We start from the raw sequence: 24,063 nt of genomic DNA, 5'->3' as shown, positions 1-24,063 counted from the left end.
CGGTGCGACTCGCGATCACCGCATCGCGGCGTGATCGCAATCACCACCATCAATCAAAAAGTAAACGGCTTAGTGAATTCACCAAGCCGTTTGTCGTTTCAAGATTCGTTGGGTCGAGCGTGATCTTTCAAAGCCCGCCCGTCATCGGATCAGGCGGGAAGTGGAGCAGCTTCGGCCAATTCAGCCAACTTTTCAGCCCCCACGCGATCGCAGAACGTTCCCAGCGATTCGCCTTCTTCGCGGTTGGCTTTGAACGCGGCGAAGATTCCCGTCAGCTCCGCGGTCACGTCTTCGTCTTTGACCTGATCTTTGTAGATGTAGGCCAATCGGTTGCCCAACCATCCGCCACCGGCGAACAGTGTGTACTTTCCGACCGCGCGACCGACCAGAGCCAAGTCCGCGTTGTAGGGACGAGCACAGCCATTGGGGCAGCCAGTCATTCGAATGGTGAATCGTTCGTTGCTGAGGCCCAACTTGGCCAAAGGCTCTTCGATCGAATCAATGATGCTTGGCAAACGACGCTCGGATTCGGTGATGGCCAAACCACAAGTCGGCAAAGCGACACACGCGATCGACCAACGACGAACCGTGCTGGTTTCTTCCGTGGTGCGAAGACCGTGTGACTTCAGGATCTCGATCAACTCTTCTTTCTCAGAAGGATCAATGTCACAGAAGATCATGCTCTGATGGCTGGTCAAACGAATTTCGCGATTGAAACGAGCACAAACGGCTCGAATCGCTGCTTTCACTTGAACCTTCTCATTGTCGTACAAGCGGCCGTTTTCGATGTTCAGGCCGTAGGACAACTTGCCGTCGCCCTGTTCCTGCCAACCCATGTGGTCATCGAACTCGTGCACGTCGTCTTCCGTGCAATCGGCGAGGGGTCCGCCGAAGACCTTCTCCACTTCGGCTCGGAATTTCTCGATGCCCCAATCCGCGATCAAGTACTTCAGGCGAGCCACTTTGCGGTCGCTTCGATTGCCGTTGTCGCGTTGGACGATGATGACTGCCTTGGCGACATCGATCGCCTGCTCCGGCGTCACGAATGCCATCCGTTTCGCGAGAGCGGGGAAGGTTTTCTTCGCACTTGGAGTGCGGCCCATGCCACCGCCGACCGAAACGTTGTAACCAATGATTTGCCCATCACGGATCACGGCCAAGAACCCGAGGTCCTGCGTGTAGATGTCGATGCAGTTGTCATCCGGCAGCGCGATGCCAACCTTGAACTTCCGCGGCAAATAGGTCGGTCCGTACAAGGGTTCATCGATGACCGGAGCACTGGATGCTTCTGGTTCACCACCGCCGGCCAACGTCTTCTCACCGGTGTCGGGGTCAGTCAGCCAAAGTTCGTGGTAAGCAGGTGTTTGAGGTGCGAGAGCCTCGGTCAACTCGTCCGTGAATACATTGAGCTGAGCATGAATGCCACCGACTCGTTTCGCGGGGCAGCACATGATGTTTCGGTTCACGTCACCGCAGGCAGCAAGCGTCGACAGTTCAACCTCATTGATGCGGCGAATCGTCTCGCGAAGATCACCTTTCAAAATGCCGTGCAATTGCAAGGTTTGACGGGTGGTGATTTTCAGCGTCGAATCGCCCAATTCGTCGCACATATCCAAATGAGCGACCAATTGATCCGAGCTCAAACGCCCACCGGGGATCCGGCAACGGATCATCATCGAGTAAGCTTTGCCACCGCCTGACTTCTTCAGCTCGGCTCGCTTGTCACGGTCGTCCTGTTGGTACGTGCCGTGGAATTTCAGCAGCTGAATGTTGGCATTGTCGAAATGATCAACTGGATCTGCCAGCTCGACATCGATCGAACCCTTTAGGAAACCACTTTCTTGCTTGATCTTTTCGACCGGGCTGAGCTTGATCGGCTTCGCGGGCGCGTCGGTCGGTGCGGCATTCGTTTCGGAAGCGTCGGTAGACATCGAGTCAAAAATCCTGTGTGATTTGCGTCGGTCAAAGGACCGAAGGTTCGTGTTCGACTCTTTATACCGACAATTCTAATTTTTCACCACGTCGACCTTCCGTCGACTTACGCCAAATCAAGGCTCCGGGATGCCCGCAACGCGACTGGATGGCAAGAAGATTGCCTCGGAAATTCGCAGCGAAGTCGCTGCTGACGTCGAAACGTTTGTTTCAGGCGGGAACCACCCTCCCCAATTGGCGGCGGTTTTGGTCGGAGAAGATCCTGCCAGCCAGGTTTATGTACGAAACAAAGAACGAGCTTGTGCGAAAGCCGGAATCGCCAGCCGATTGGACCGGATGCCGGCGGCCACCACTCAAGCCGAATTGCTGGCGAAAGTGGCGGAACTGAACTCCGATCCAGCTGTCAGCGGCATTCTGGTCCAACTGCCTTTGCCCTCCAAAGCCAACGGCGGCACAGGAATTGACGAACGAGCGGTCCTGGATGCGATTGATCCAATCAAAGACGTCGATGCGTTTTCGCCGGTCAACGTCGGGCTGCTCATGCAGGGCCGTCCGCGATTTCTGCCCTGCACACCACACGGCATCGTCCAGTTGCTGCATCGCACGGGCATCGAAACCAGCGGGAAACACGTCGTCGTGGTTGGTCGAAGCGACATCGTTGGCAAGCCGATGGCAATGATGCTGGCACAAAAGGACAGCACCTGTGGCCCCGCCGTCGCCAACGCGACCGTGACGATCGCTCACAGCCGCACGTCAAACCTGACCGAAATTTGCCGGCAGGCTGACATCCTGATTGCCGCGGTTGGACGTCCTGAAATGATCACCGCCGACATGATCCAGCCCGGAGCCGTTGTCATTGACGTCGGTATCAATCGAGTCGAAGACAAATTGGTAGGGGACGTCGCGTTTGACGAAGCGGAAGCGGTTGCTTCGGCGATCACCCCCGTTCCCGGTGGTGTGGGCCCGCTGACCATCGCGATGTTGCTGCACAACACTCTGATGGCCGCCAAGATGCAAGCTGCGGGCAAGTAGACTGCGGCCGCTGGTTGCCGTCTAAGTCAACGCGTTGACTTGGACAAAAGTTAAGAACTGGGCAATCCAAACCCAAGATCTGGTTCAAGGCTGATCACCAATCCAAGTCAATCAGCGAACGGAAGTGAGCGATTCGCCGGGTTTGGCAATTGCCTCGTGAAACATTTGCAACTCTTTTTCGAGTTGCTGATTGCTTCGATAAAGCTTGACCAGCTCTTGGCGTGTCTCTTTCACGATGCCTTCCAGCTTCGCGTTGTAAACCTCCAACGCTTTGCGTTCGATTTCGGTCTGCTGGAAGTCTTGCTCCAATTGCAGCTTCTCGCCTTGAGCCGCTGCTTTCATGTTCACCGTCGCATCGATTGCCCGCTGAAGCACTTCGTTTTCGTACGTCAATTCCTTGGTTCGCGTTTGAAGTTCTGCCAAACGCAATCGAATGCGTCGCAAAACAAAGCGATAATCGTTGAGCGGCCGGATGTAGTAGGTATCGATCAAACGAGCCACATCCGCGTCAATCAAGGCGTCGGCCGCTTCTTCTTGAACGATCAGGATGTCGTCCTTGGAAAACTTGACTTTGCCGCTGTCACCGTGCTGCAAACGACTGTCCACCGCACGTCCGCTGCCGTCAAAGAAACCTCCGTCGAGAGCACCGCGTTGATCGGGGCTGTCGACCACGATCTCATGGTTCTTCGTGAATTCGATTTTGACCCATTTGCTCAGCGGTTCGTCATCGGGAAGTGATCGAGTTCCATCGCGAAGGTATTCGGCCCGCGATTGCGCTGACATCGGGTTGCTCAGCAAACGATTGACCAGCTCATCATCGATCCGGCCGAACACGTTGTTGTCGTCTTCCACGCTTCCTTCGGCTATGAATGGCTCGTGACCATCCAGCGGAAGCAATTCATAAACCGACCAACTGACCGCTTGTCGACTCTCAATCGCTTGACGCTGCTGCGGCAATAAGGGAGCGGTCGGTTGCAATGTGACTTGATTGGGTGATGTCGCAGTCACGCGGTATTCACCCAGATAGAAAACTGGGACGAGAACGTCCAAGTTCGGTTGCTGCCCTTCGGCAAACCCATAGACGACCAAACCGTCAGGCATCAGCGGCAGTGGATCCGCATTGGCTTCGGCTTCCGCATCCAAATCCTGCGGCAAACCGTCAACAGGCTCCTCTGGCTGGGGGTTCGTTAAAACGATCTGCCCGCCGTTGTTAAAATTCGCATTTGTCAGACGCAGGCCACGCCAGCGTCGACCGGCTTCCGTCCCCAATTTGGCCAACTTCTGGGCCATCGGCAGGACGCCTTCACCGGACAATGGATCATTTGGATTGCCGTAACGAAGCTCCAATTGCTCCGCTTCCACAGACGCCAGCCGGGTCTCCAGATCCTCTTTGACCTTGTGCCATTCAGAGCGACTTTTCAAGGCTCCGGCAACGGGAAACACGAAAATCACGGCCAAAATCGTCGTAATGACAACCGGAGTGATCTGATACCACCGCCAGTGAGGTGCCGCTTTCCAGACCAAAATGGCCTGAGCGATCACGACGGCAATCAGAATGAGAAGAAGTACGTACTGCATCAGAGCGATAGATAGAGAAGCGGCAGAACTACCAGACAGGGATCCTTGACGCGTTAGCTTAATCCAGTCCGACGCCGGCTTGGAGAATTTTCATCAAGTTTTCCGTTCCGGTCGCCCCTAATGATCGCTTTGACCGACCGATCCGCATAATCGGAACATCCGTCACGATGGGGCGCCGATTGAACCGGTTCGCGCGATATGCACCGAGTTGCCGGTCAAGACGATCACCGGCATCGTCCGAAATGATCCTGTGAACACGTCGGTACCGACCCAAAGGCGTGTACCGAACATCCAGGTCTCCGAAGGCGATCGATCGTGACCATGCGAAAAAAACTTCCATTTGGCTACTCACCGCATCCGTGCTTCTGCCCGCCGCGACGGGGTGCAACCGCACACACTATCGCAAACAGGCTGACAACGAGGCTTACGCCTTGATGGACGAGAAAGCCTCGCACGTTTCGCGTCCGGTCAACGCACCGCTTCGGATCGAATTGGACCGACGCAGCCGAATGTTCAACCCATTCGATCTCGATTTCCAACCGATGCCGTTGGATGATCCTGCGTCGAGCCGTTACATGCAGTGCGTCGATGGGCGTCGCGGCTATCCGATGTGGGAAGCCAATGGGCTAACGAACACTGCGGAAAGTCCGGATTGGTGGCAATTTCTGCCACTCAACGAAGACGGCATCCTGGAACTGAACTCCGAGAACGCTGTCAAAATCGCTTTGCTGCATTCGCCTGCCTATCAACGCCAGATGGAACAGCTGTATTTGTCGGCTCTGGATGTTTCGAGCCAGCGATTTCAGTTCGACACGCAGTACTTCGCCGGTGCGGGAGCTTCGTTCACTCAAAACGACCGGCGTTTTGGAGCATTCCGCGATTCCAATTCCGTCACCGCCGTCGGAGGCGATGTGGCACTTCGTCGTCAATTCGCGACCGGAGCCAACTTGCTGGTGAATTTCGCTAACGAGGTTGTCTGGAACTTAAGCGGACCGGATACCCGAACCACGTCGACGGTGCTGGACTTCACTTTGCTGCAACCGCTTCTCAGAGGTGCCGGTCGTGATCGCATCATGGAATTGCTGACTTTGTCCGAGCGTCGACTGCTCGCCAACGTCCGAAACTTCGAACGATTCCGTCGTGGCTTCTACCTCGACATCGTCACCGGACGAAACAACGACAGCAGTGTCAGTCGGTCAGGCGGTACGTTTGCTGCCAACACCGGTGCCTTCACCGGATTCGATTCCGGATTCGCCAACCTGGGTGGCGGCGGAGGGGGTGGTGTGCCTCAAGCCGGCGGCTTCATCGGTCTGCTGCAAGACCAACTGCAAATTCGCAACTTGGAAGAGAACATTGCACGTCTGGGTGAGAACTTAGTCATCCTCGACAACACGTTGATTGAACTTTTGACGACGATTCCCGATGACCCCGAAGCAATCATTCGTCAACGATTGCAAATCGCACAAGCAAGATCGGCGTTGCTGAACTCGCAGAGCTCTTTGGTTTCACGTCGCGTTGGCTATCAAAACTCGGTCGACTCGTTCTTGCGAGATCTTGGTTTGCCGCCCTACATCTGCGTCGAGATCAACGACCCGATGCTGGAACGATTCGAGTTGATCGACCGTACCCTTCGCAATCGTCGGGAACAATTGATCGAAGTCCGATTGGCTGTCGGTCAAATTAACATCGGACTCCTCGAATCAAGTGAAAGCACTCTGAATCAGGAAACGGGTCTGCCCGAGACGAAGCTCGCTTGGAACGACGAGACCATTCGATTGATCGAACAACTTCGCGCCTCGGTTAAGCCTCTTTCCGAATTCACGGAAGAACTGATCGAAGAAGACTTGCCACGCGTCGAAAACGATTTGCAGCGATTGGCAGAACTCATCCCCGAACGAAAGAATCAGACGGATTCGTTGCTGGAACTTTACCGCGAAGAACAAGCAACCGTGTGTTCGCTTTTGGGTATCGAAACGGTTGATGAGTCCATCTTCGACTTGGACCCTGTATTGGAACTTGGCGAGGAATTGGATGCCCAGTTCCGCGAAATTTCAAGCCGACTCGATGCTTACAAGGTTGCAGTGAAGCAACTGAACGACCGCATCGATGTCTTCCTAGCAACCGGCCCACAATCGGAGAACCGAGTTGAGATTGCATCTCAAGTTCGTGGTGAAGTGATTCTCGCTAGCCAAGACTTGCTGGCCAATCTGGGTGAAGACGTTCTCGCATTGCAACTAATCCAAGCCCGTGCTCGGGTGGAATCTTTGCTACTACCCGAAGTCGAAATCAATCCCGCCGAAGCACTTCAAATCGCCCGGGTGAACCGTCGTGACTGGGCGAATGCTCGAGCCGCATTGGTGGACACTTATCGACGGATCGAATTCTTCGCAGACGATCTCGAGAGCGATTTGGACTTGGTGGTTTCTGGTGGTGTCAGTCGTGCAGCGGTGACGGACCTTCCCAACAACGATAACACAAGCCTTCGAGTTGGGCTTCGTTGGGATGCCCCGATCACTCGGCTTCAAGAACGCAACACGTATCGCCAAGCCTTGATCGAATACGAACAAGCCAAACGGTCGTACTACAACTTTGAGGACAGCGTGTGGCAGGGCCTTCGTTCGAGCATTCGCCAGCTTCAAGCCAACCGAATCAATTTCGAACTGGGACGCCAATCGGTTCGCATCGCCGCGAATCAGCTGGAACTCAACGAAGACATTCGATCGTTCCGTGACGCTCGGGGCCTGAACAGTGGTCCCACCGCGGCTCGCGATACGATTTCGGCTTTGGGCGACCTGCTGGACTCACAGAACTCGCTCCTGAACATCTTCGTCAATTTCGAAGTCGTTCGTCGCGGACTGGATCTCGACCTCGGCACGATGGAACTGACTCCCGATGGACTCTGGATCGACCCAGGCCCAATCGAGCCGGAATACTTGCTCGGTTTGGTCGGAACCTCCGAAGGTGGACTGATCGATTGTGGTATCACGACATCGAACGCTCTGTGCCCAACTCCTGATTGTGGCATGCCACTAAAGGAACAACCCAAAGCCCCAATCTTCGGATTCTAAGTAGGTCTCGTTTCCAAATGAGCCGTTTGGGTGTTTGCAACGGTTTAACAACCAAAAGATCAATGCTCGGAAAAGAAAGGTCAGACCCCATCGAGCAATTGCAATAATTACCGTGACGGCAAGCGAAGCTCGCGCTCCGGACGCCGGCTTGTCTTGCCCTTACCGGTTGCAAACCGACTTGATCCTTGACTGCCTCGGTTCGGCTCGCGCCGCTGATACAACAAAAGCCGCAGTCGGCCGTTAAAGACAGACTGCGACCAAAGGCATGTTCCTAGTCGCGACGATGATCCGTGACAAACCATCATCGCGAACGCTATTTGGCGTCTTCGCCGTACAGCTTGGGATAGTCCTCGGAGACTTGCTCACGCAATTTTGGGCGAGCCTTCAACGCTGATTGGACCTTTCGAACCATTTTCGGTTTGTCCATTCCGCCCAGCACATGATCCGTCGGCATGATCTCGCTATCCCAGCCGGCCAGCTCAGAAGGCCGGACATTGTCTCGATACAACGCACCGGTGGTGAACGGTGTCGGAACGAACGATCCAACGATGCTCATGTCCAAATTGGAATTGATCTGGTCTTCCATGCCGAGTGCCCACAAACATGCGTTTGCAAAACAGCGGCGGGTGTCTTCGTCAAGCAAATCCTCCGACGCACCGTAGGAGAAATAAGCCACACGAGCATCCTTCTTTTCGCCCGATGGTGCGACGTAGTGATCTCGAGTCCAACCGGCAGACACCTTGGGCTTGTCCGTGTTGACATCGTCACTTGGTTCAAACGTGTTCAGAACCTGAACCTCAACCAATGGAGTTGATCCGGCTGGCGGACGAGACGAATACGCACCGCTATAGCCGTGCATCGTTCCAACACCAGTCATGATCGGATGGTCGGTGGCCGATTCCACCGCGGTGATTCGACTGCTCGAACTGTGGTTGCCGCCGTAGTGACTTTGTCCACGCTTCGAGTGCCAAGTGTTGCCGAAGATCTGTTCGCCCAAACCACCGAGGTAGTCTTCACCTTCGTAGTTGAAGTTGAGCTTCGCCCACTTTCCTTTTTGTCCGTTGAAACAGTGAGTGGACGTTCGAGCCCCAACAACCGGCCCACCGCGTTCAAAGTAGTCCACCAACAAGTCGACTTGTTCGTCGGGTAGTTTCATGAATCGAGTGAAAAAGAACAGCAAGTCGGCGTCCTTCAAAGCTTCCATTCCGGGCACGGGTGATTCGCCCGCTTTGATCTCGCCGTCCTCATCGATTCCGAACAAGACGGTGCAGCGAAACCCATGGTGCTTTGCCAAAATTTTTGCAAGCAACGGACATGTTTGTTCGGATCGGTATTCGTGATCATTCGCGACGAACACGATGTGCTTGCCCTTACCGATTCCCTCGCCGCCTTCGTAAACCAGCGGAGCGTTTTCCGGCTCGGCGGCGAAGGTGGAAAGCGGGATGGCAACAACGGACAACAAAACCAGAGAAAGCCAAGTCTTCATAGATCAAAGGGAGTATCGAGGTGGGGTGGATGGAAGGTGCGTCGCGATCGTTCACGCGAAAAGCGTGATGGGCAACTGACACGCGAGAAGCTCGCGAGCGTCTTTGAATTTAATCCATCTTCATCTCGATCGCCTGACGATCCACGCCGCTTTCCGCAAAACGACCAAACATCAATTCCCGTGTCGCATTTCGATGGGTCTGTGCCGCACAAGTATCTCCCGCAAATTGTTGATTGCAGGGTTCTGGCGAGCAGTCCGAGTAGCGCATGCAACCAAACCGCGACCCGCCAAAAAGCGGTCCATCGTCAGCCCGCCGACCAGTCGTTTCTATAGACCCATTCGTTCGATAATCGAGTCGAATCCAACTTGGACGACACAGCAACCATCGAACAACAGGTGCCCACATTCGCAGACGCGAGTACAATCGAGCGTCTGATCCCCACCTCTCACCCTCCCCCTACCAACAGCATCATGCCGTTCAATCAAGCGAAACGATCCAATATTTCCCACGGCCGAGCACCGACTTTCCTGCTTCCACTGTTGCTCTTCTTCACGTGCGTTGCACCACCATTGTCGGTGACGTCAGCGGCGGACAACGATCGACCTAACGTCGTCGTCGTAATGGCCGATGACCTCGGGTACGGCGACATCGGTTGCTACGGGGCAAAAGGCCTGAAAACTCCTAATATTGACCGGATGGCTTCTGAAGGTTGCCGTTTCACCAGCGGTTATTGCTCGGCATCGACCTGCACACCGACCCGCTATTCGTTCCTGACTGGCACATACGCATTCCGTTTTCCCAACACCGGCATCGCTCCACCTAACAGCCCCGCGTTGATTCCCGCCGGAACCACGACAACGGCCAGCATTCTCCAAGACGCTGGCTACAAGACCGCGGTCATCGGCAAATGGCACCTTGGCTTGGGTGAAAAGAACGAAGGTCCAGACTGGAACGGCGACCTGAAACCCGGACCGTTGGAAATTGGCTTCGATCACTGCATCTTGCTGCCAACGACAAACGATCGCGTCCCGCAAGTTTACGTCAACGATCACAACGTCGAAAACTTGGACCCTGCGGATCCACTTTGGGTCGGCAACAAAAAGCCATCCGAAGATCATCCCACCGGGATCACCCACCGCGATACGTTAAAGATGGATTGGTCTCACGGTCACAACTCCACCATTCACAACGGCATCAGCCGCATTGGTTTCTACACGGGAGGCCATGCGGCACGGTTCCGCGACGAAGATCTTTCCGATCGCTGGGTTGCTGAATCCAAACGATGGATTGCTGAGAACAAAGACGAACCGTTCTTCCTGTTCTTTGCTTCGCACGACTTGCACGTTCCTCGTGTCGTCCATGAGCGATTCCAAGGCAGCACCGAACTGGGACCTCGCGGCGACGCGATCGCGGAACTGGATTGGTGCGTTGGCGAACTGATGAAGTCGCTTGAAGAAAACGGACTGACCGAGAAAACCATGTTGGTCTTCTGCAGCGACAACGGTCCTGTTTTGGACGACGGTTACAAAGACGACGCCAACGAAAAGCTCGGTGACCACGATCCCAATGGCCCCTACCAAGGCGGCAAGTACACGGTTTACGAAGGCGGAACGCGAACACCATTCATCACTCGGATGCCGGGCACGATTCCAGTCGGTGTCAGCGACGAAATGGTTTGCACCATTGACTTTGCCGCCAGTCTCGCAGCCATGGTCGGACAAGAACTTCCGAATGACGCTTGTCTGGACAGCCAAAACGTGCTCGGGGCGTTGATGAATCAGTCCGGTGCCTCCGGTCGCGAACACTTGGTCCAACAAGACAACGGGAAAGTCGGCAACTACGGTTATCGCGTCGGCGATTGGAAACTCGTTCGTCACGACCAAAAAAAGTCGTACAACTTCGACCTGTCGATGACACGCAAAGCAGTCCCTCGATTCGCTCTCTACAACCTACAATCGGATCCGGCCGAACAGAACGATCTGAGTGACAGCGAACCCGAACGAGCGAAGCAAATGCAACAGGAACTTCAAAAGCTTCTCGACGCTGGCCGCAGCCGATAAGCTAACGCCACCCACGAGGGTCATACTGACAAACAATCAAAAAAGCCGCTCACTGGAATCATCCGGTGAGCGGCACTTTTTGTAATCAAGTTCGACCGCCTTCGCAGATCATGCGGTCGCGAGTTTGGACTCTTCACTCGCAATCATCTGACGCAAAATCGCGTCCAGTGAAACGCGAATGTCCCAATCTGGGTAATCCCGTCGCAACTTGCTCAGGTCGCTGATGTAGCAGATGTGATCGCCTTTTCGATTATCATCGCCCAGCTTCCAATTGACCTTGTGGCCCGAGATGTTTTCAATCTTCTGAATGCATTCCAAGACGCTAGCCGCGTTGTCCCTTCCGCCGCCAATGTTGTAAACCTCGCCTGGACGAGGATTCTTCGAGAATGCTTCGAAGGCTTTGACCACATCACTACATTCAATTTGGTCGCGAACTTGTTTGCCTTTGTATCCAAAGATCGTGTAGGGCTTGCCCGTCACAGCGACGTGAACGAGGTAGCTTAAGAAACCATGCAGCTCGACGCCGCTGTGGCTGGCCCCAGTCAAACATCCGCCACGAAAGATGCCCGTTTTCAGACCGAAGTACTTTCCGTACTCCTGAGCCAACACATCGGCCGCCGTTTTGGATGCACCGAACAGCGAGTGCATGGTTTGGTCGATCCGACATGATTCGCTGATGCCGTCGTAGTCTTCTTCGCGAGCGTATTCCCAGCGGGTTTTCAATTCGTCCAGTGGCAACTCGTTGGGTGCGTCACCGTAAACCTTGTTCGTGCTCATGTGACAGAACACGGCTTTGGGTGCGTGCTGGCGTGTTCCTTCGAGCAGGTTCAATGTGCCATTGGCGTTGACTTCGAAATCCAGAAACGGAATCGCGGCGGCTTTGTCGTGCGACGGCTGGGCCGCACAGTGGATTACCAAATCCGGTGGTTCGTTCTTGAACAGGTCCAGCACGCCTTCGCGATCGCGGATGTCTAGCGACACGGTTCGGAAGTTATTCGTTTCCTTTTCCAGCCTTGATTGGTTCCACTTGGTGCTGCCGTCGGGACCGAAAAAGGTGGCTCGCATGTCGTTGTCGATGCCGATGACTTCGTCACCAAGAGCGTCCCAATGCCGCACCGCGGCCGAGCCGATTAGCCCACTGGAACCTGTCACAATCACACGCATAGCACGTCAAACCTACCTAAAAACCAACATCAAAAGAAAACGGCCGTCCGATTGTAATTCGCAATCGAAACACCAAAACCGCCGCGAGTTTTTTTCACAAAAACGACAAAAAGACGAAGGGATCTGCCCCGATCAAGATGGGCAGCGGTCGATGGACGCTCTTTCCCCGGGCTCAAGCGGCCTGTTTCACGCTGGCCGGAGCTGCCGACGGCGCGTTAGGACGAATCATCCGAGTCATCTCAAGAATTTCCGCAATCGCGAGGGCCTGCTCGGCTGCCGTTTGGGTCAAATCCAGAAAGAGCACGCGTTTGCCGCGAATTTCGCACCAAGTGCAGCCAGCCCCCTCCAATGGTTCGCCGCGAATTTCAAATCCATTCTGGCGTGCGATGCGGGTCATCCGCTTCAGGCGTTCCAGCACGTTCTCGTCGTCAAACCGATTCATTTCGAGATCTCTGCACTCGCTGGAGACAGGCTTTTCGCTTACGTGATTCAGGGCGAACAAGTCACCGGGGCAAACGAGCCGTGAAGGGTAAGGTTTGCGGGCCGGATAGCAGGGATTTATCAACCGTGTGGGTTGTTCCGATAGATCAAACAGCCACTCACTTCCTGCTTGGATTCCAATTCAGCTATGTCGCAACAAGCTTCCACCGCCGCTTCGACTCACAACGCCCCTGAATCGCAAGCCAACGAGCTGACGGTGCTTCGGGAGCAAGTGAAGCGTCTGCAGGGGATGGCGACGCTGGGCGAATTGACCGGCACCGCGACGCACGAATTCAACAACGTGCTGATGACGGTCATCAACTACGCCAAGTTGGGACTTCGCAACGAAGACAAAGCCAGCCGCGACAAAGCACTGACGAAGATTTTGGAAGCGTCCGAGCGAGCCGCACAAATCACCAACACGATTTTGGCCCAAGCTCGCAATCGCAGCGACACGATGGGACCGGTTGATCTGAGCGGCCTGGTTCGCGAAACGTTGGTGCTGATGCAACGCGAAATGCAGAAGTACCGAATCAGCATCGAAACCGACTTGGCGGAAACGGCCACCGTTCACGCCAGCGGCAATCAAATCCAACGCTTGCTGCTCAACCTGCTGACCAATTCGCGACAAGCGATCGGGGAATGTGGCACGTTGTGGATTCGAGTCGCAACGTGCGAAACCGGAACCGACGGACCGGGCTACGTTGAACTGACCGTTCGCGATTCAGGCAAAGGCATCCCGGAAGACGTCTTGCCAAAGATCTTTGATCCGTACTTCTCCACCAAAGCCGGTCCCGACGAAACCGGCAAGGGCGGCACCGGATTGGGCTTGGCCGCCTGCAAAGACATCATCGACGAACACAAAGGACGCGTGCGAGTCGAAAGCTCGGTCGGTCGCGGCACCGCGTTCATCATCCGCTTGCCAATCAGCGCGTCCCAACGAGCCGCCGCCTGAAGAGCATAGGTCAGGTTCCGAATAGCTTTGAACGCGGACGGGCCGTCTCGCACCATGCGGCCATCTCGCACCGTGAATGAACCTTGTGATGGGGTGCCTCATTGCCGGGCACTTGGTCTGCGTGGGCAACGTCGCTGAAAGAGGGACCGGCGACATCCTCTGCGAGAGTACGGAACCGAGCTCTCACCGCATCGCTCGCGATCAGAGCAAAAGCGTGTCTTCATCGGTGCTCGTTAAATCTCAACGGACCTGCTGTCCCCCTGGATCGGGGATAAAACGAGGTCATAATTGCGCATTTTACATGGTGCAATTTAAGCACCCTAGTAAGATGAAATCGCACCAGCATGAACATTTTGCAACCGGCCTAACATCGCTTTCGAGCCTTTGGCCATGGCAAATCTCAACATGCCCGAAAACTTTGCTGGTTGCGGTAGCTCTTGCCACACACGGGTCGGTGTTTCGCGACGTCCCGATCAATCATTTGATTCTTACGCCTTTCTCAGAATGTTGTCCATGAATTCCAGAAGAAAACTCGGCTTCACTCTTGTTGAGCTGCTCGTCGTGATTGCCATCATTGGTGTTCTCGTCGGTTTGCTCCTTCCTGCTGTTCAGGCTGCTCGTGAAGCTGCCAGAAGAATGAGTTGCAGCAACAATTTCAAGCAAATTGGGCTCGCCATCCACAACTATCACTCTGGCTTCAACCAGTTGCCCATCCACGGGACCGGCACGCCAAACAGAGCAGGAGCGGCTCCCGATGCGAACAACGCTGGAGAGGTTCCGCGATCAAACAATCGTCTCGAACTCAGCATGTTGGTTGGGTTGTTGCCTTACATCGAGCAACAGGGATTGTGGGAACAAATCAGCAATCCACTCGCTGATCCCGTCACCGGAGCGATCTTTCCACCGATGGGACCAAGCCCCCGACGATGGATTGGCCAACAAGCCGCAGCTTACTACAGCCCATGGGCGACTGAAGTCAGCGGTTTTCGTTGCCCAAGCGATCCCGGCAGCGGGCTGCCAGCTGCCGCTCGTGGGAACTACGTCGCCTGCGTTGGCGACTCGGTCTTCCGACCAACGGGACCGCTTGACGATTCAGGCAACACCAATGCAGGAGCCGCGATCGAGAGCCAAGCTGCCAACCGTGGTGTATTTGTCGCACGTCGCACCGTGAAATTTCGAGACATCCTCGATGGGCTTTCCAATACGATTGCTGCAGGCGAAGTGAACAGCGATCTTGGCGACAATGATGTGACAACGCGAGCGGCTCGAGCAACCATCAACCCTGGATTCGAAGGCGGCACCGAAAGCTGCAACGTTAACATCGATCCAGAGCGTCCACAGTTCTGGGCATCGACGGCTACCTTTGCACTTCACCAAGGTGGCGGAACCGAAGCGGAGCAACGTCGAGGCTACAAGTGGTTCATGATGCGAACTTTGTGGGGAAGCGTTCATACCGTTAGCCCTCCCAACAGTCCTCTTTGTGCGAACGGCAACAACTTCGACACAGGGACGATGCCACCAAGCAGTCGTCACCAAGGTGGATGCCACGTGTTGTTGGCAGACGGGAGCGTGAAGTTCGTCACAGAATCGATCGAAGCTGGAAATCAAACGAGTGCCCACGTTGGGACCGCAGGTGGTTCTCTCGCCCCTGGAACGAAAAGCCCGTTCGGCGTCTGGGGTGCCCTCGGTACTCGCTCGGCAAAAGAAACGGAAACAAGTCTCGAGTAGACAACACGGCTCAAACTCTTTTGGGGCTGGCGCATCGCAAGATGTACCAGCCCCTCTTCTTAGAAACCAAAATGACTAACCCCATGCAAAAAACACTCTATCTCGTTCTCGTTTCGTCGGCACTGAGCTTCACGATCGGCTGCTCCGGTGCATCTGAAACCACCTCAACTCCCACGGATGCCATCCAAGAATACGCGGATGCCAACCCGGCTCCTCCCGAAGTCCCACTTGATGGAGAATGAATCCCAGCCCAAGCGATCTACCAAACCGCTTGGGACAGGGTAACGCGGCGACATCGACTGCAGACCCAATAGCTGCAACTGACGACATGCTTTCGCCATTCGTTAGTGAAAACGAACCAGCTCCTGAACCGGCAGGAGCTCAAACAGTTTGTGGCGTTGAGGATCGCATACAATGACGCGTTGTCATTCGTTCCCGCGAACCTGCCTCAGCGAAAATGCCCGGTCCACTCAACGAAGCTCAGATTGCCGACTACGACAGCCAAGGTTTCTTGGTGGCTGCCTCGTTGTTCGATGCCGATGAGATCGAACTGCTACGCCGCTCGGCCAAAGAAGACAAACGTTTGGATGACCATGCCTTTGGTCGCGACGACGGCGAAGGGGGCACGGTTCGGTTGTCGGTTTGGAATCATCCCGGCGATGGCATCTACGGAGCGTTCGCACGCTGCGACCGATTGGCCCAAAGGGCCGAGCAACTGTTGCGTGACGAACCGTATCATTACCACTCCAAGATGATCATGAAGGACGCCCGGATCGGTGGCGCGTGGGCGTGGCATCAAGACTACGGCTACTGGTACGGCAACGGTGTTCTAACGCCGAACTTGGTCAGTTGTTTCATTGCCGTCGATCCGGCGACGCGAGAAAACGGATGCCTGCAAGTCATTCGCGGTTCCCATACATGCGGACGGGTTCATCATCAGCTGACCGGCCAACAAGCCGGTGCGGATCCGGAACGTGTGGCTGAAATATTGAAACGGTTTGAGCTCGTGCATGTTGAAATGAGCCCGGGCGACGTGCTCTTTTTCCATTCCAACTTGTTGCATCGCAGCGATCAAAATCACAGCGAGAACCCTCGCTGGTCCATGATTTGTTGCTACAACGCCAAGTCTAATGATCCTTACAAGGATTCACATCACCCTCGCTACACACCACTGGATCGATTGCCAGACTCCGCGGTGCGTCAAATTGGAGAACGACGGTTCGAAGACACGGACTCTCGCCAAAACGACTCGCCTGGCCAATCCATGGCGTGGCTGGATCCCAATCGAGATGCCAGCGCGACCTCATTGAAAGCCCGATCAAAGGACGCGGAGAATTGACGCCGCGTGAAAGCGACTCGGTCGACTTGGGTATCGATCCCGTCATGCCGAAAGATCGCGAGGTGCCCATTGGATGCATCGGCGCCGGGTTCATCATGGATGATTGCCAGTTGGTGGCGTACCGAGCCGCGGGCTTTCATCCCGCTGCGATCGCTTCACGCCGAAGAGAACAAGCCGCCTCCGTGGCAGAGCGGCATGGAATCAGCAAGGTCTTTGACAATCCAAGCGAGCTGTTGGCCGACAGTTCAATTGAAGCCATCGACATCGCAGTCCCGCCGGACGTTCAACTCGAGATCATTCGGGAAGCGGTGCGGCACCCGCACATCCGTGGCATCTTGGTTCAAAAACCCATCGCGGGTTGTTTTGCCGAGGCCAAGCAAATCGTTGATCTCTGCCGCGACGCTGGCATCACGCTTTGTGTCAATCAAAATATGCGCTACGACCAGTCGGTTCGGGCGTGCAAGACGCTGCTGAATCAAGGCCAACTCGGCGAGCCTGTCTTAGCAACCATTGACATGCGAGCGATCCCGCACTGGATGCCTTGGCAACAACGGCAGGGATGGATGACATGCCGGATCATGTCGATCCACCACTTGGATGCGATGCGATACTGGTTCGGTGATCCTGTTCGTGTCTTCGCCAGTTTCCGGACCGATCCGCGAACGACGTTCTCGCACGTGGACGGCATCGGGCTGTACATCCTGGAATACGCCAACGGTTTGCGTTGCCAAATTTGCGATGACGTGTGGGCAGGACCGGCTCGCGAAGGCGCAGCCGAAGACTTGGGGATCACTTGGCGAGTCGAGGGCACCAAGGGGATGGCTCGCGGAACCATCGGTTGGCCCAAGTACCCTCTTCGCTGCCCCAGCACAATTGACTGGACCACGACCGACATCGGCCGATGGGAACAACCACGTTGGGACAAAGTCTGGTTCCCCGATGCGTTTGCGGGCCCGATGGCAGAACTGTTGGTCGCGTTGGAAACGGGCATCGAACCCAACCTAAGCGGTCGAGACAACCTGCGTACGATGGCTTTGGTCGACGCATGTTACGAATCAGCAAAAACCCACCGCGCAATCGAGCTACCAACAACGTTGTAGAATTCATCCACCACGAACTCGCATCAATCCGATGACGGCAATTTCGCGAGACCCTCTGTTGGGAGGATCCAGAGCCAACGCTGCAGGTAAGCTTCCGCCTGCATTGGCCCGTACTCCGCGTCTTCATCGATGAATTCTTGTTCGGTGGGAGGTTCAACAGGAGTCGCCGCTGTTGCTGAGTCGGGCTCAAATCCCGAGAGCACCAATTCATCCGAATCGACCTTCAGCCCGAATGGCCGATCTCCCATGGGTGCGAGGCTTCCCATTTTAAAATGACCGCTCTCGTCGCGATCGTTCAGCAAGCTTGGGGCAGTGTCGTGAATCTCTGGGAGGTTATCAGCGGTACATCAGGTACTTCGCTCGGCGAGCTTGAAAATCTTCCAACTCTTCTTGGTAGGCCGCCTGCAACTGCTCCACCGAGTGACCGCCCAGGATTCCTTCCGCTATTTTCTGGCTGACCAACAAACGGTTCAGTGACTTTGTATTCCAGTCGTCGGGGGCAAGTTTCCTCAACGTCACGGCAATGGTTAGCGCCGTTCGCAATGGATCGAACTCAGCCCGCTGAGTCAGGATCAAATTCACTCCGCCACACTTTTCATTGGCAAATTTGCTGGCGTCCGGCGTGAACTCAATTGGAACGAATCTCACCCCGCTCAATCCCTGTTCGTTCAGTTCACGAGCCAATTCCAACGCGTCGATCCAGGGAGCACCAAAGTGTTCGAAAGGTGTGTCCGTGCCACGGCCCACGGACAAGTTGGTCGTCTCCCACAATCCAATCGCAGGATAGAGGTAGGCCGCATTGAGGCTTCGCATGTTGGGTGACGGATTGATCCACATGCGTCCGGTTTGATCAAACCCGGGGCGACCTGCCCAACTCTCCATTGGAATGACTTGCAAATCCAGATCGAGTTCCCATTCCGCTTGGAACATTTTGGCCAGCTCACCAATCGTCATTCCGTGCCGGACGGGAATGCGATGGTAAGCGATGAACGATTCGCTGCCCGCATCGGTGACTGGACCTTGCACCTCCGTCCCATTGATCGGATTGGGCCGATCCAAAACGACAAACCGAACATCGTTTTCGGCCGCCGCCTTCATCGCGCCACCCATCGTCGAGATGTAGGTGTAGAAGCGAACGCCAATGTCCTGAATATCAAAGACCAGCGTGTCGATGCCTTCCAACATCTCCGCCGTCGGAACACGAGTCTTGCCGTACAGACTGTGGACCTTCAATCCGGTCAATGAGTCCCGTTGGTCGTCGATATTGGCTTGATCCAACTGGCCGACAAACCCATGTTCGGGACTGAACAAAGCGACCAAGTCCACGTCCGTTGAATCGTGCAGCAACTGAACCGTCGATGCTCCGGTCAGATTCGTGCCCGTGTGGTTCGTGATCAGTCCTACCTTTTGTCCAGCAAGGCTCGCGAAATCATCTCGTTGCAACACATCGACTCCGGCCAGAACTTCCGCGGTGGCGACATTGGGTTGGGAGGCAGAAAGCGTGATCGCAAGCAGACAAACCGCGACGAATGGAGAGGGCATGATTGTTTTGAAAGAAGACATGAGTGGTTGGTGTTTCAGATTCATTCGTCGAGGAAGGGATATCAATTGTCCGCTCGCTGCCCAGCCGGAATCAAGCGACTAGCGAGGTAGCCTGCCGTGAAGGTGGTGACCGAGCCGATGATCGCCAACCATGGCCAAGCGACGGACGTTCCAAACTTGATCGCCGTGAGCACAATCATGCCCGAGACCATTCCAATCAGTGCACCACGTTGGTGAGCGGAATTGGTCAGAATCCCAAGCAGGAAAACGCCCAACAAAATCCCGGCCGTGAAGCCGGCGATAGCGAGTGCATCGCTGATGACACTGCTGGAAAGATAACTCGCACCGATCCCAATCGCGATCTGAATCAAACCAAAGGCGATGGTCAGCTTGCGACTGACACCGAGCAGGTTGCCAGACATTTCGTCGTCGGAACTCTTCTCTTCAGCTCCCTTGTCCGCCGATCCGTTGCGGCGAGCGAGCAGCCAAGGTTGGTAGAAATCCGAGACGGCTGCCGAAGCGGATGAATTCAACGAACTAGACAACGTCGACATAGCGGCCGCGAACACGGCGGCCAGCGTGAGGCCGACCAAACCAACTGGCAGGTAATCGACAATGAATGCCGCGAAAACTTCGTCATTGTGTTCAAACGCTCGCGGATGGATTTGCGAATAGAAACATGCCAACGCAACACCCAGCAACAGGAACAATGCGAACTGGATCAAGACCACCACGCCGCTGGCAACCACGGCTCGCCGCGCATCCACTGTGCTGCGTGCCGCCAAGTAACGTTGGACAATCATTTGATCGGTCCCGTGAGTCCCCAGCGTCAACACCGCTCCGCCGATGACTCCCGACCAGAATGTGAAAGGCTCCGTCAGCACACTGAATGTCTCGGTTGATCGAACGCGAAAATCAAAGACATGGAAACGCCCGGTCTCCTGACCAAACTCAACGAGTTGTTGCCAACCACCCGGGAAGTATCTGACGAGAATCATCAACGACAGCACGCCGCCGACCATGTAAACGACCAACTGAATGCAGTCGCTCCAGATCACGGCTTTGATCCCGCCAAAGAACGTGTAAATGATCGTGAAGACACCCAGGATCACGATGCAGCTAACCAGATCAACGCTGAGGACTTTTTCCAACGCGATGCCGGCCAAGAACAGACGCAATCCATCGCCCAAGTTTCGAGTGACCAAGAAGAGCAACGATGCGAAACGTTTGCTGGCACCACCAAATCGCGTGTTCAGAATTTCATAGGCCGAAAAGATTTCGCCACGGCGAAACAGAGGCACCAACACCACCGCGACGATCAAACGGCCGATGACCAGCCCCATTCCCAATTGCAAAAAACGCATGTCGCCATCGACCGCGAATGCAATTCCGGGCACGCTCAAGAATGTCGCGGTGCTGGTTTCTGTCGCGACGATCGATCCCAGGATCGACCACCACGGCATGTCACGTCCCCCCAACAAGTAGCCCGCCAAATCCTTTTGGTCTCGGCCAACCCAGAGACCAAAGGCAACCATCGCAAGCATGTAGATGACCAGGACGGCGAGGTCAAAGGAGCTGATAGCCAAGTGTCGAATCTCGTTTGCTGAAGTCCATCGGTCAAAGTGAATCCGCCCCGCCTCACCCGTGCGGCTACCTTACTGTATTTTGTTGTGACGAGGTATTTCGTTGTGACAAGGTTTGTTGCGGTCAGGGAAACACTCATGCGAAACCATTCACCATGCTGAACCAGTTGAATCAATTGACCACGGAAGCCAGCAACCCGGCCTCTGCCCAGATCGATTCTTTGTCCGCGTTGCAGATCGTTCAGCTCATCAATTCACAAGATGCCTTGGTCGCGGAAGCAGTGAACACGCAAGCCGAGCAGATCGCGAAGGCGGTGGATGCGATCGCGGACAAATTCCGATCCAACGGGAGATTGATTTATCTGGGTGCCGGCACGTCTGGTCGCTTGGGAGTGCTCGACGCCAGCGAGTGCCCACCAACATTTCGGACCCCACCCGAAATGGTCGTCGGTGTGATCGCGGGAGGACCCGAGGCTCTGACCCGTGCGATCGAAGGTGCCGAAGACCATCCGGAATATGCCGAACGTGATTTGGCCGAGATCAACTTATCCAGCAACGACGTGTTGGTGGGGATCGCCACCAGCGGACGAACGCCCTACGTCATCGGCGGTTTGAAATACGCCCGGTCCGTTGACGCTGTCACGGTGGGGCTGAGTTGCAATCCGAATTGCCAATTGCGACCGCTATCGCAGATCATGATCGCACCGGTTGTCGGTCCGGAAGTGGTCAGCGGATCGACTCGTTTGAAAGCAGGCACAGCGACCAAAATGGTGCTGAACATGCTGACGACCGGTGCCATGATTCGGATCGGCAAGACGTTCGGCAATCGCATGGTCGACGTCCGTGCCACCAACGAAAAACTGGTTGCCAGGTCGCGGCAGATGTTGTCTGAGATCGTTGGGATTCCAACGGACCAAGCCGAACAATTGTTGCAACAATGCGATGGCGAAGTGAAGACCGCGATCGTCGTTCACATGAAAGAGGTTTCGCCGCAAACCGCACGTCAAATGTTGATCGACGTCGACGGACACCTCAGTCGCTTGCTCGCAACACCTTCCAAATGAATGCGTCACACGGACTGATTTTGGGAATCGACGGGGGCGGCACCAAGACGGTCGCTTGGTTGGCGAGATGCGACTTCACCAACGAGAGTGATGTCACCAACACGATGGAAATCATCGGTCGAGGACGCTCGGGATCGTCCAATGTTCGCGGCGTTGGCTTCGAGACGGCGTTTGACCATTTGAATCAGGCGGTCGAGCGAGCCTTCACAGATGCGAAGCTTTCCCAAGTCACCGTCGAGAGTGCCTGCTTGGCACTCGCGGGTGCCGGTCGAGATGTCGAGCGAAAACGCATTCGAACATGGGCCGAGCAATGTCAATTGGCAAGCAAATTAACGGTCGTCGATGATGCCTTGCCAGTGCTGTATGCCGCCTCGCCAGACGGGATCGGAATCGCGCTGATCGCGGGCACCGGTTCGCTGGCTCTGGGTCAGAATACAAATGGCGACAGGGCTCGATGCGGCGGCTGGGGAAGCCTGCTTGGCGATGAGGGCAGTGGCTACCAGATTTCACTCGCGGCTCTACGAGCGGCAGTTCGCGCCGACGATGGACGCGGACCAAGCACACAACTGCACGAACGCTTGCTAGATCATCATGCAATCACATCGGCCAGCGAATTGATTCCAATCCTTCATGCAGAGCCCAACAACCGAATCATGATCGCCTCGCTCGCGCCACTCGTCTTTGATGTGGCTGGTTCGGGCGATCCGGTTGCGACGCAGATCATTGATCAAGCATCGACGGATCTGGCGGAGATGGCCAAGACATTGGCCGATCGACTGGACATGTCCACTCAACCGTGCTCGTTGGCAGGCACCGGCAGCGTGCTGATTCATCAACCAGCATTCACGCAAAGCGTCTGTGACAAGCTGGCCGAATCAGGAATCAAAACGACATACCATGCAATACCGGAGTCAGTCGCCGGCACGCTGATGATCGCAGCGGGATCGATGACAACTCACTGAATTAAGATCGTTGAGTCCGCTTGATCACCAAGCACCGCATTCGGGCTCGTGATCGTCTTCGACACCCAATCGGGTTTTGAACTGTTGGAACTTGTCATACAAGCGTTCGCTGCTGCTATGCACGTGCTCGGCTTCGGTGACAAACTTGATTGAGTCGTCGGGGTAGACGTCGGAATTGATCAACGTTTGACGAAATCCATCCAGTGGTGTTCCGTAGGCGATCAACAGTTTGTGTTCGTCCAGTTGGACTTCCTGTTGCTTGGCCGTGTTGATGATGGCGATTCCGGTGCAGCCATCGTTCAGTAGCACGTCTTCGAATTCCATCAGGATGCTTTTGAGAACCGGTACATCGATGTGTTCCCGATACAGATCTTCGTGTTGCGAAGAACTGTGATGACTGGTTTCCAAGACAACATCGACCACGTTGCCCAATTGATCGATCAAGTCCAGGAACACATCCATCAATATCGGCTTGGATGCGGCCGCCATGATCACCGGGGTGGTGGATCCATTGGATTCGTCGACGTATTTGTCGTATCGGAATCCTTGACGTGGCGAAATCTGCACATCGTAGGATGGTCGGATGGCGTCAGTCAATTCAAACATCCCATAGGTTTTGATCCCCATGTGAACTTGCAACTCTTCGTCGGAGAGACGTTCAAAGCTGCCCGGCGCGGATGTCGGAATCGCGTCGTCCTGTGTCGTCGGACGAAGAATGCGTTTTAGAAAGCCCATTGTTGGTAATTTTCGACGCGTGCGTATTGTCGACATCAGGGTGAAAAGATTGCCTGAGCCGGTTCACCGCTGCGACTGGTGAACACACAAAGCTAGGTCACACCACGACGAAGACTCCGCAACTCATCCAGAACCGCTCAAAACTCGCTGATTGGGTTTTGTGCTGGCCTCCCAAAAATCCTCACCGTTACAACTGACACAAACGTTCCGCTCAACCTGCCACCAATTGGCCAACACGCGAACAGAACCCACCG

19 protein-coding genes are annotated in these 24,063 nt (G+C 55.2%); 10 read left to right on the top strand and 9 right to left on the bottom strand.

From position 1 onward, the window contains the following. Nucleotides 1-149: 149 nt before the first annotated feature. Entirely contained in the window at nt 150-1,931 is a 1,782-nt protein-coding gene (locus RE6C_RS22450; RefSeq protein ID WP_008660347.1) for an NADPH-dependent assimilatory sulfite reductase hemoprotein subunit, read from the bottom strand. Between the two features lie 130 nt (nt 1,932-2,061). Here RE6C_RS22450 and folD point away from each other — a divergent pair, with 130 nt between their 5' ends. Then, the gene (folD, locus tag RE6C_RS22445) at nt 2,062-2,964 is read left to right on the top strand and encodes a bifunctional methylenetetrahydrofolate dehydrogenase/methenyltetrahydrofolate cyclohydrolase FolD (RefSeq protein ID WP_008660346.1); all 903 of its coding nucleotides are present in this window, start codon (nt 2,062-2,064) and stop codon (nt 2,962-2,964) included. A 111-nt stretch (nt 2,965-3,075) separates the two neighbouring features. On the opposite strand, the gene RE6C_RS22440 is transcribed toward folD, so the two are convergent. Then, a complete protein-coding gene (locus tag RE6C_RS22440) occupies nt 3,076-4,542 on the bottom strand; it encodes a coiled-coil domain-containing protein (RefSeq protein WP_008660344.1) in 1,467 nt (488 codons plus the stop codon). Nucleotides 4,543-4,901: 359 nt separating this feature from the next. On the opposite strand from RE6C_RS22440, the gene RE6C_RS22430 reads away from it, so the two are divergent. Next, nucleotides 4,902-7,610: a hypothetical protein gene (locus RE6C_RS22430; protein ID WP_008660342.1), complete on the top strand. Its 2,709-nt coding sequence runs from the start codon at nt 4,902-4,904 to the stop codon at nt 7,608-7,610. A gap of 313 nt (nt 7,611-7,923) precedes the next feature. On the opposite strand, the gene RE6C_RS22425 is transcribed toward RE6C_RS22430, so the two are convergent. After that, on the bottom strand, nt 7,924-9,096 hold the full coding sequence (locus RE6C_RS22425; RefSeq protein ID WP_008660341.1) for a ThuA domain-containing protein: 1,173 nt from the start codon (nt 9,094-9,096) through the stop codon (nt 7,924-7,926). Between the two features lie 471 nt (nt 9,097-9,567). Here RE6C_RS22425 and RE6C_RS22420 point away from each other — a divergent pair, with 471 nt between their 5' ends. Next, nucleotides 9,568-11,157 carry a sulfatase family protein gene (locus RE6C_RS22420; protein ID WP_008660337.1) on the top strand — a complete coding sequence of 530 codons (1,590 nt, stop codon included), beginning with the start codon at nt 9,568-9,570 and terminating at the stop codon, nt 11,155-11,157. A gap of 108 nt (nt 11,158-11,265) precedes the next feature. Here RE6C_RS22420 and RE6C_RS22415 read toward each other — a convergent pair whose 3' ends face one another. Together RE6C_RS22415 and RE6C_RS22405 are read right to left on the bottom strand one after the other, a co-directional pair. Beyond that, nucleotides 11,266-12,321 (bottom strand): NAD-dependent epimerase/dehydratase family protein, encoded by a 1,056-nt coding sequence (locus RE6C_RS22415; RefSeq protein ID WP_008660335.1) that lies wholly within the window; start codon nt 12,319-12,321, stop codon nt 11,266-11,268. 172 nt (nt 12,322-12,493) lie between these two features. Beyond that, complete coding sequence (locus tag RE6C_RS22405; protein WP_008660334.1) at nt 12,494-12,763, bottom strand: hypothetical protein; 270 nt, start codon at nt 12,761-12,763, stop codon at nt 12,494-12,496. 186 nt (nt 12,764-12,949) lie between these two features. On the opposite strand from RE6C_RS22405, the gene RE6C_RS22400 reads away from it, so the two are divergent. The 5 genes from RE6C_RS22400 (at nt 12,950) to RE6C_RS22385 (ending at nt 17,923) form a co-directional block, all read left to right on the top strand. Beyond that, nucleotides 12,950-13,756, top strand: a complete 807-nt coding sequence (locus RE6C_RS22400) for a sensor histidine kinase (protein WP_008660333.1) — start codon at nt 12,950-12,952, stop codon at nt 13,754-13,756. Nucleotides 13,757-14,269: 513 nt separating this feature from the next. Continuing rightward, a complete protein-coding gene (locus RE6C_RS22395) occupies nt 14,270-15,484 on the top strand; it encodes a DUF1559 domain-containing protein (RefSeq protein WP_039963170.1) in 1,215 nt (404 codons plus the stop codon). A gap of 71 nt (nt 15,485-15,555) precedes the next feature. Further along, nucleotides 15,556-15,726: a hypothetical protein gene (locus RE6C_RS31845; protein WP_160167239.1), complete on the top strand. Its 171-nt coding sequence runs from the start codon at nt 15,556-15,558 to the stop codon at nt 15,724-15,726. A 215-nt stretch (nt 15,727-15,941) separates the two neighbouring features. Then, nucleotides 15,942-16,823 carry a phytanoyl-CoA dioxygenase family protein gene (locus tag RE6C_RS22390; RefSeq protein ID WP_008660330.1) on the top strand — a complete coding sequence of 294 codons (882 nt, stop codon included), beginning with the start codon at nt 15,942-15,944 and terminating at the stop codon, nt 16,821-16,823. Continuing rightward, nucleotides 16,820-17,923 (top strand): Gfo/Idh/MocA family protein, encoded by a 1,104-nt coding sequence (locus tag RE6C_RS22385; protein WP_008660328.1) that lies wholly within the window; start codon nt 16,820-16,822, stop codon nt 17,921-17,923. Before RE6C_RS22390 ends, RE6C_RS22385 begins: the two co-directional genes overlap by 4 nt. 23 nt (nt 17,924-17,946) lie before the next feature. Here RE6C_RS22385 and RE6C_RS22380 read toward each other — a convergent pair whose 3' ends face one another. From RE6C_RS22380 to RE6C_RS22370, 3 genes are all read right to left on the bottom strand, one after another. Continuing rightward, complete coding sequence (locus RE6C_RS22380; protein ID WP_236618436.1) at nt 17,947-18,171, bottom strand: hypothetical protein; 225 nt, start codon at nt 18,169-18,171, stop codon at nt 17,947-17,949. A gap of 88 nt (nt 18,172-18,259) precedes the next feature. Next, nucleotides 18,260-19,486 (bottom strand): exo-beta-N-acetylmuramidase NamZ family protein, encoded by a 1,227-nt coding sequence (locus RE6C_RS22375; protein ID WP_039963168.1) that lies wholly within the window; start codon nt 19,484-19,486, stop codon nt 18,260-18,262. Between the two features lie 41 nt (nt 19,487-19,527). Then, nucleotides 19,528-21,051 (bottom strand): sodium:solute symporter, encoded by a 1,524-nt coding sequence (locus RE6C_RS22370; RefSeq protein WP_039963069.1) that lies wholly within the window; start codon nt 21,049-21,051, stop codon nt 19,528-19,530. 152 nt (nt 21,052-21,203) lie between these two features. Here RE6C_RS22370 and murQ point away from each other — a divergent pair, with 152 nt between their 5' ends. Together murQ and RE6C_RS22360 are read left to right on the top strand one after the other, a co-directional pair. Then, the gene (gene murQ / locus RE6C_RS22365; protein WP_008660323.1) at nt 21,204-22,112 is read left to right on the top strand and encodes an N-acetylmuramic acid 6-phosphate etherase; all 909 of its coding nucleotides are present in this window, start codon (nt 21,204-21,206) and stop codon (nt 22,110-22,112) included. Then, complete coding sequence (locus RE6C_RS22360; protein ID WP_008660322.1) at nt 22,109-23,074, top strand: N-acetylglucosamine kinase; 966 nt, start codon at nt 22,109-22,111, stop codon at nt 23,072-23,074. The genes murQ and RE6C_RS22360 overlap by 4 nt, the downstream gene beginning before the upstream one ends. A gap of 24 nt (nt 23,075-23,098) precedes the next feature. On the opposite strand, the gene RE6C_RS22355 is transcribed toward RE6C_RS22360, so the two are convergent. After that, entirely contained in the window at nt 23,099-23,809 is a 711-nt protein-coding gene (locus RE6C_RS22355) for a hypothetical protein (protein ID WP_008660321.1), read from the bottom strand. Nucleotides 23,810-24,063 lie beyond the last annotated feature (254 nt).

Origin of the sequence: Rhodopirellula europaea 6C, assembly GCF_000338295.1 — a bacterium.
In the GTDB taxonomy this organism is placed as follows: Bacteria; Planctomycetota; Planctomycetia; order Pirellulales; family Pirellulaceae; genus Rhodopirellula; species Rhodopirellula europaea.
This window is presented reverse-complemented; position numbering and strand designations above follow the sequence as displayed.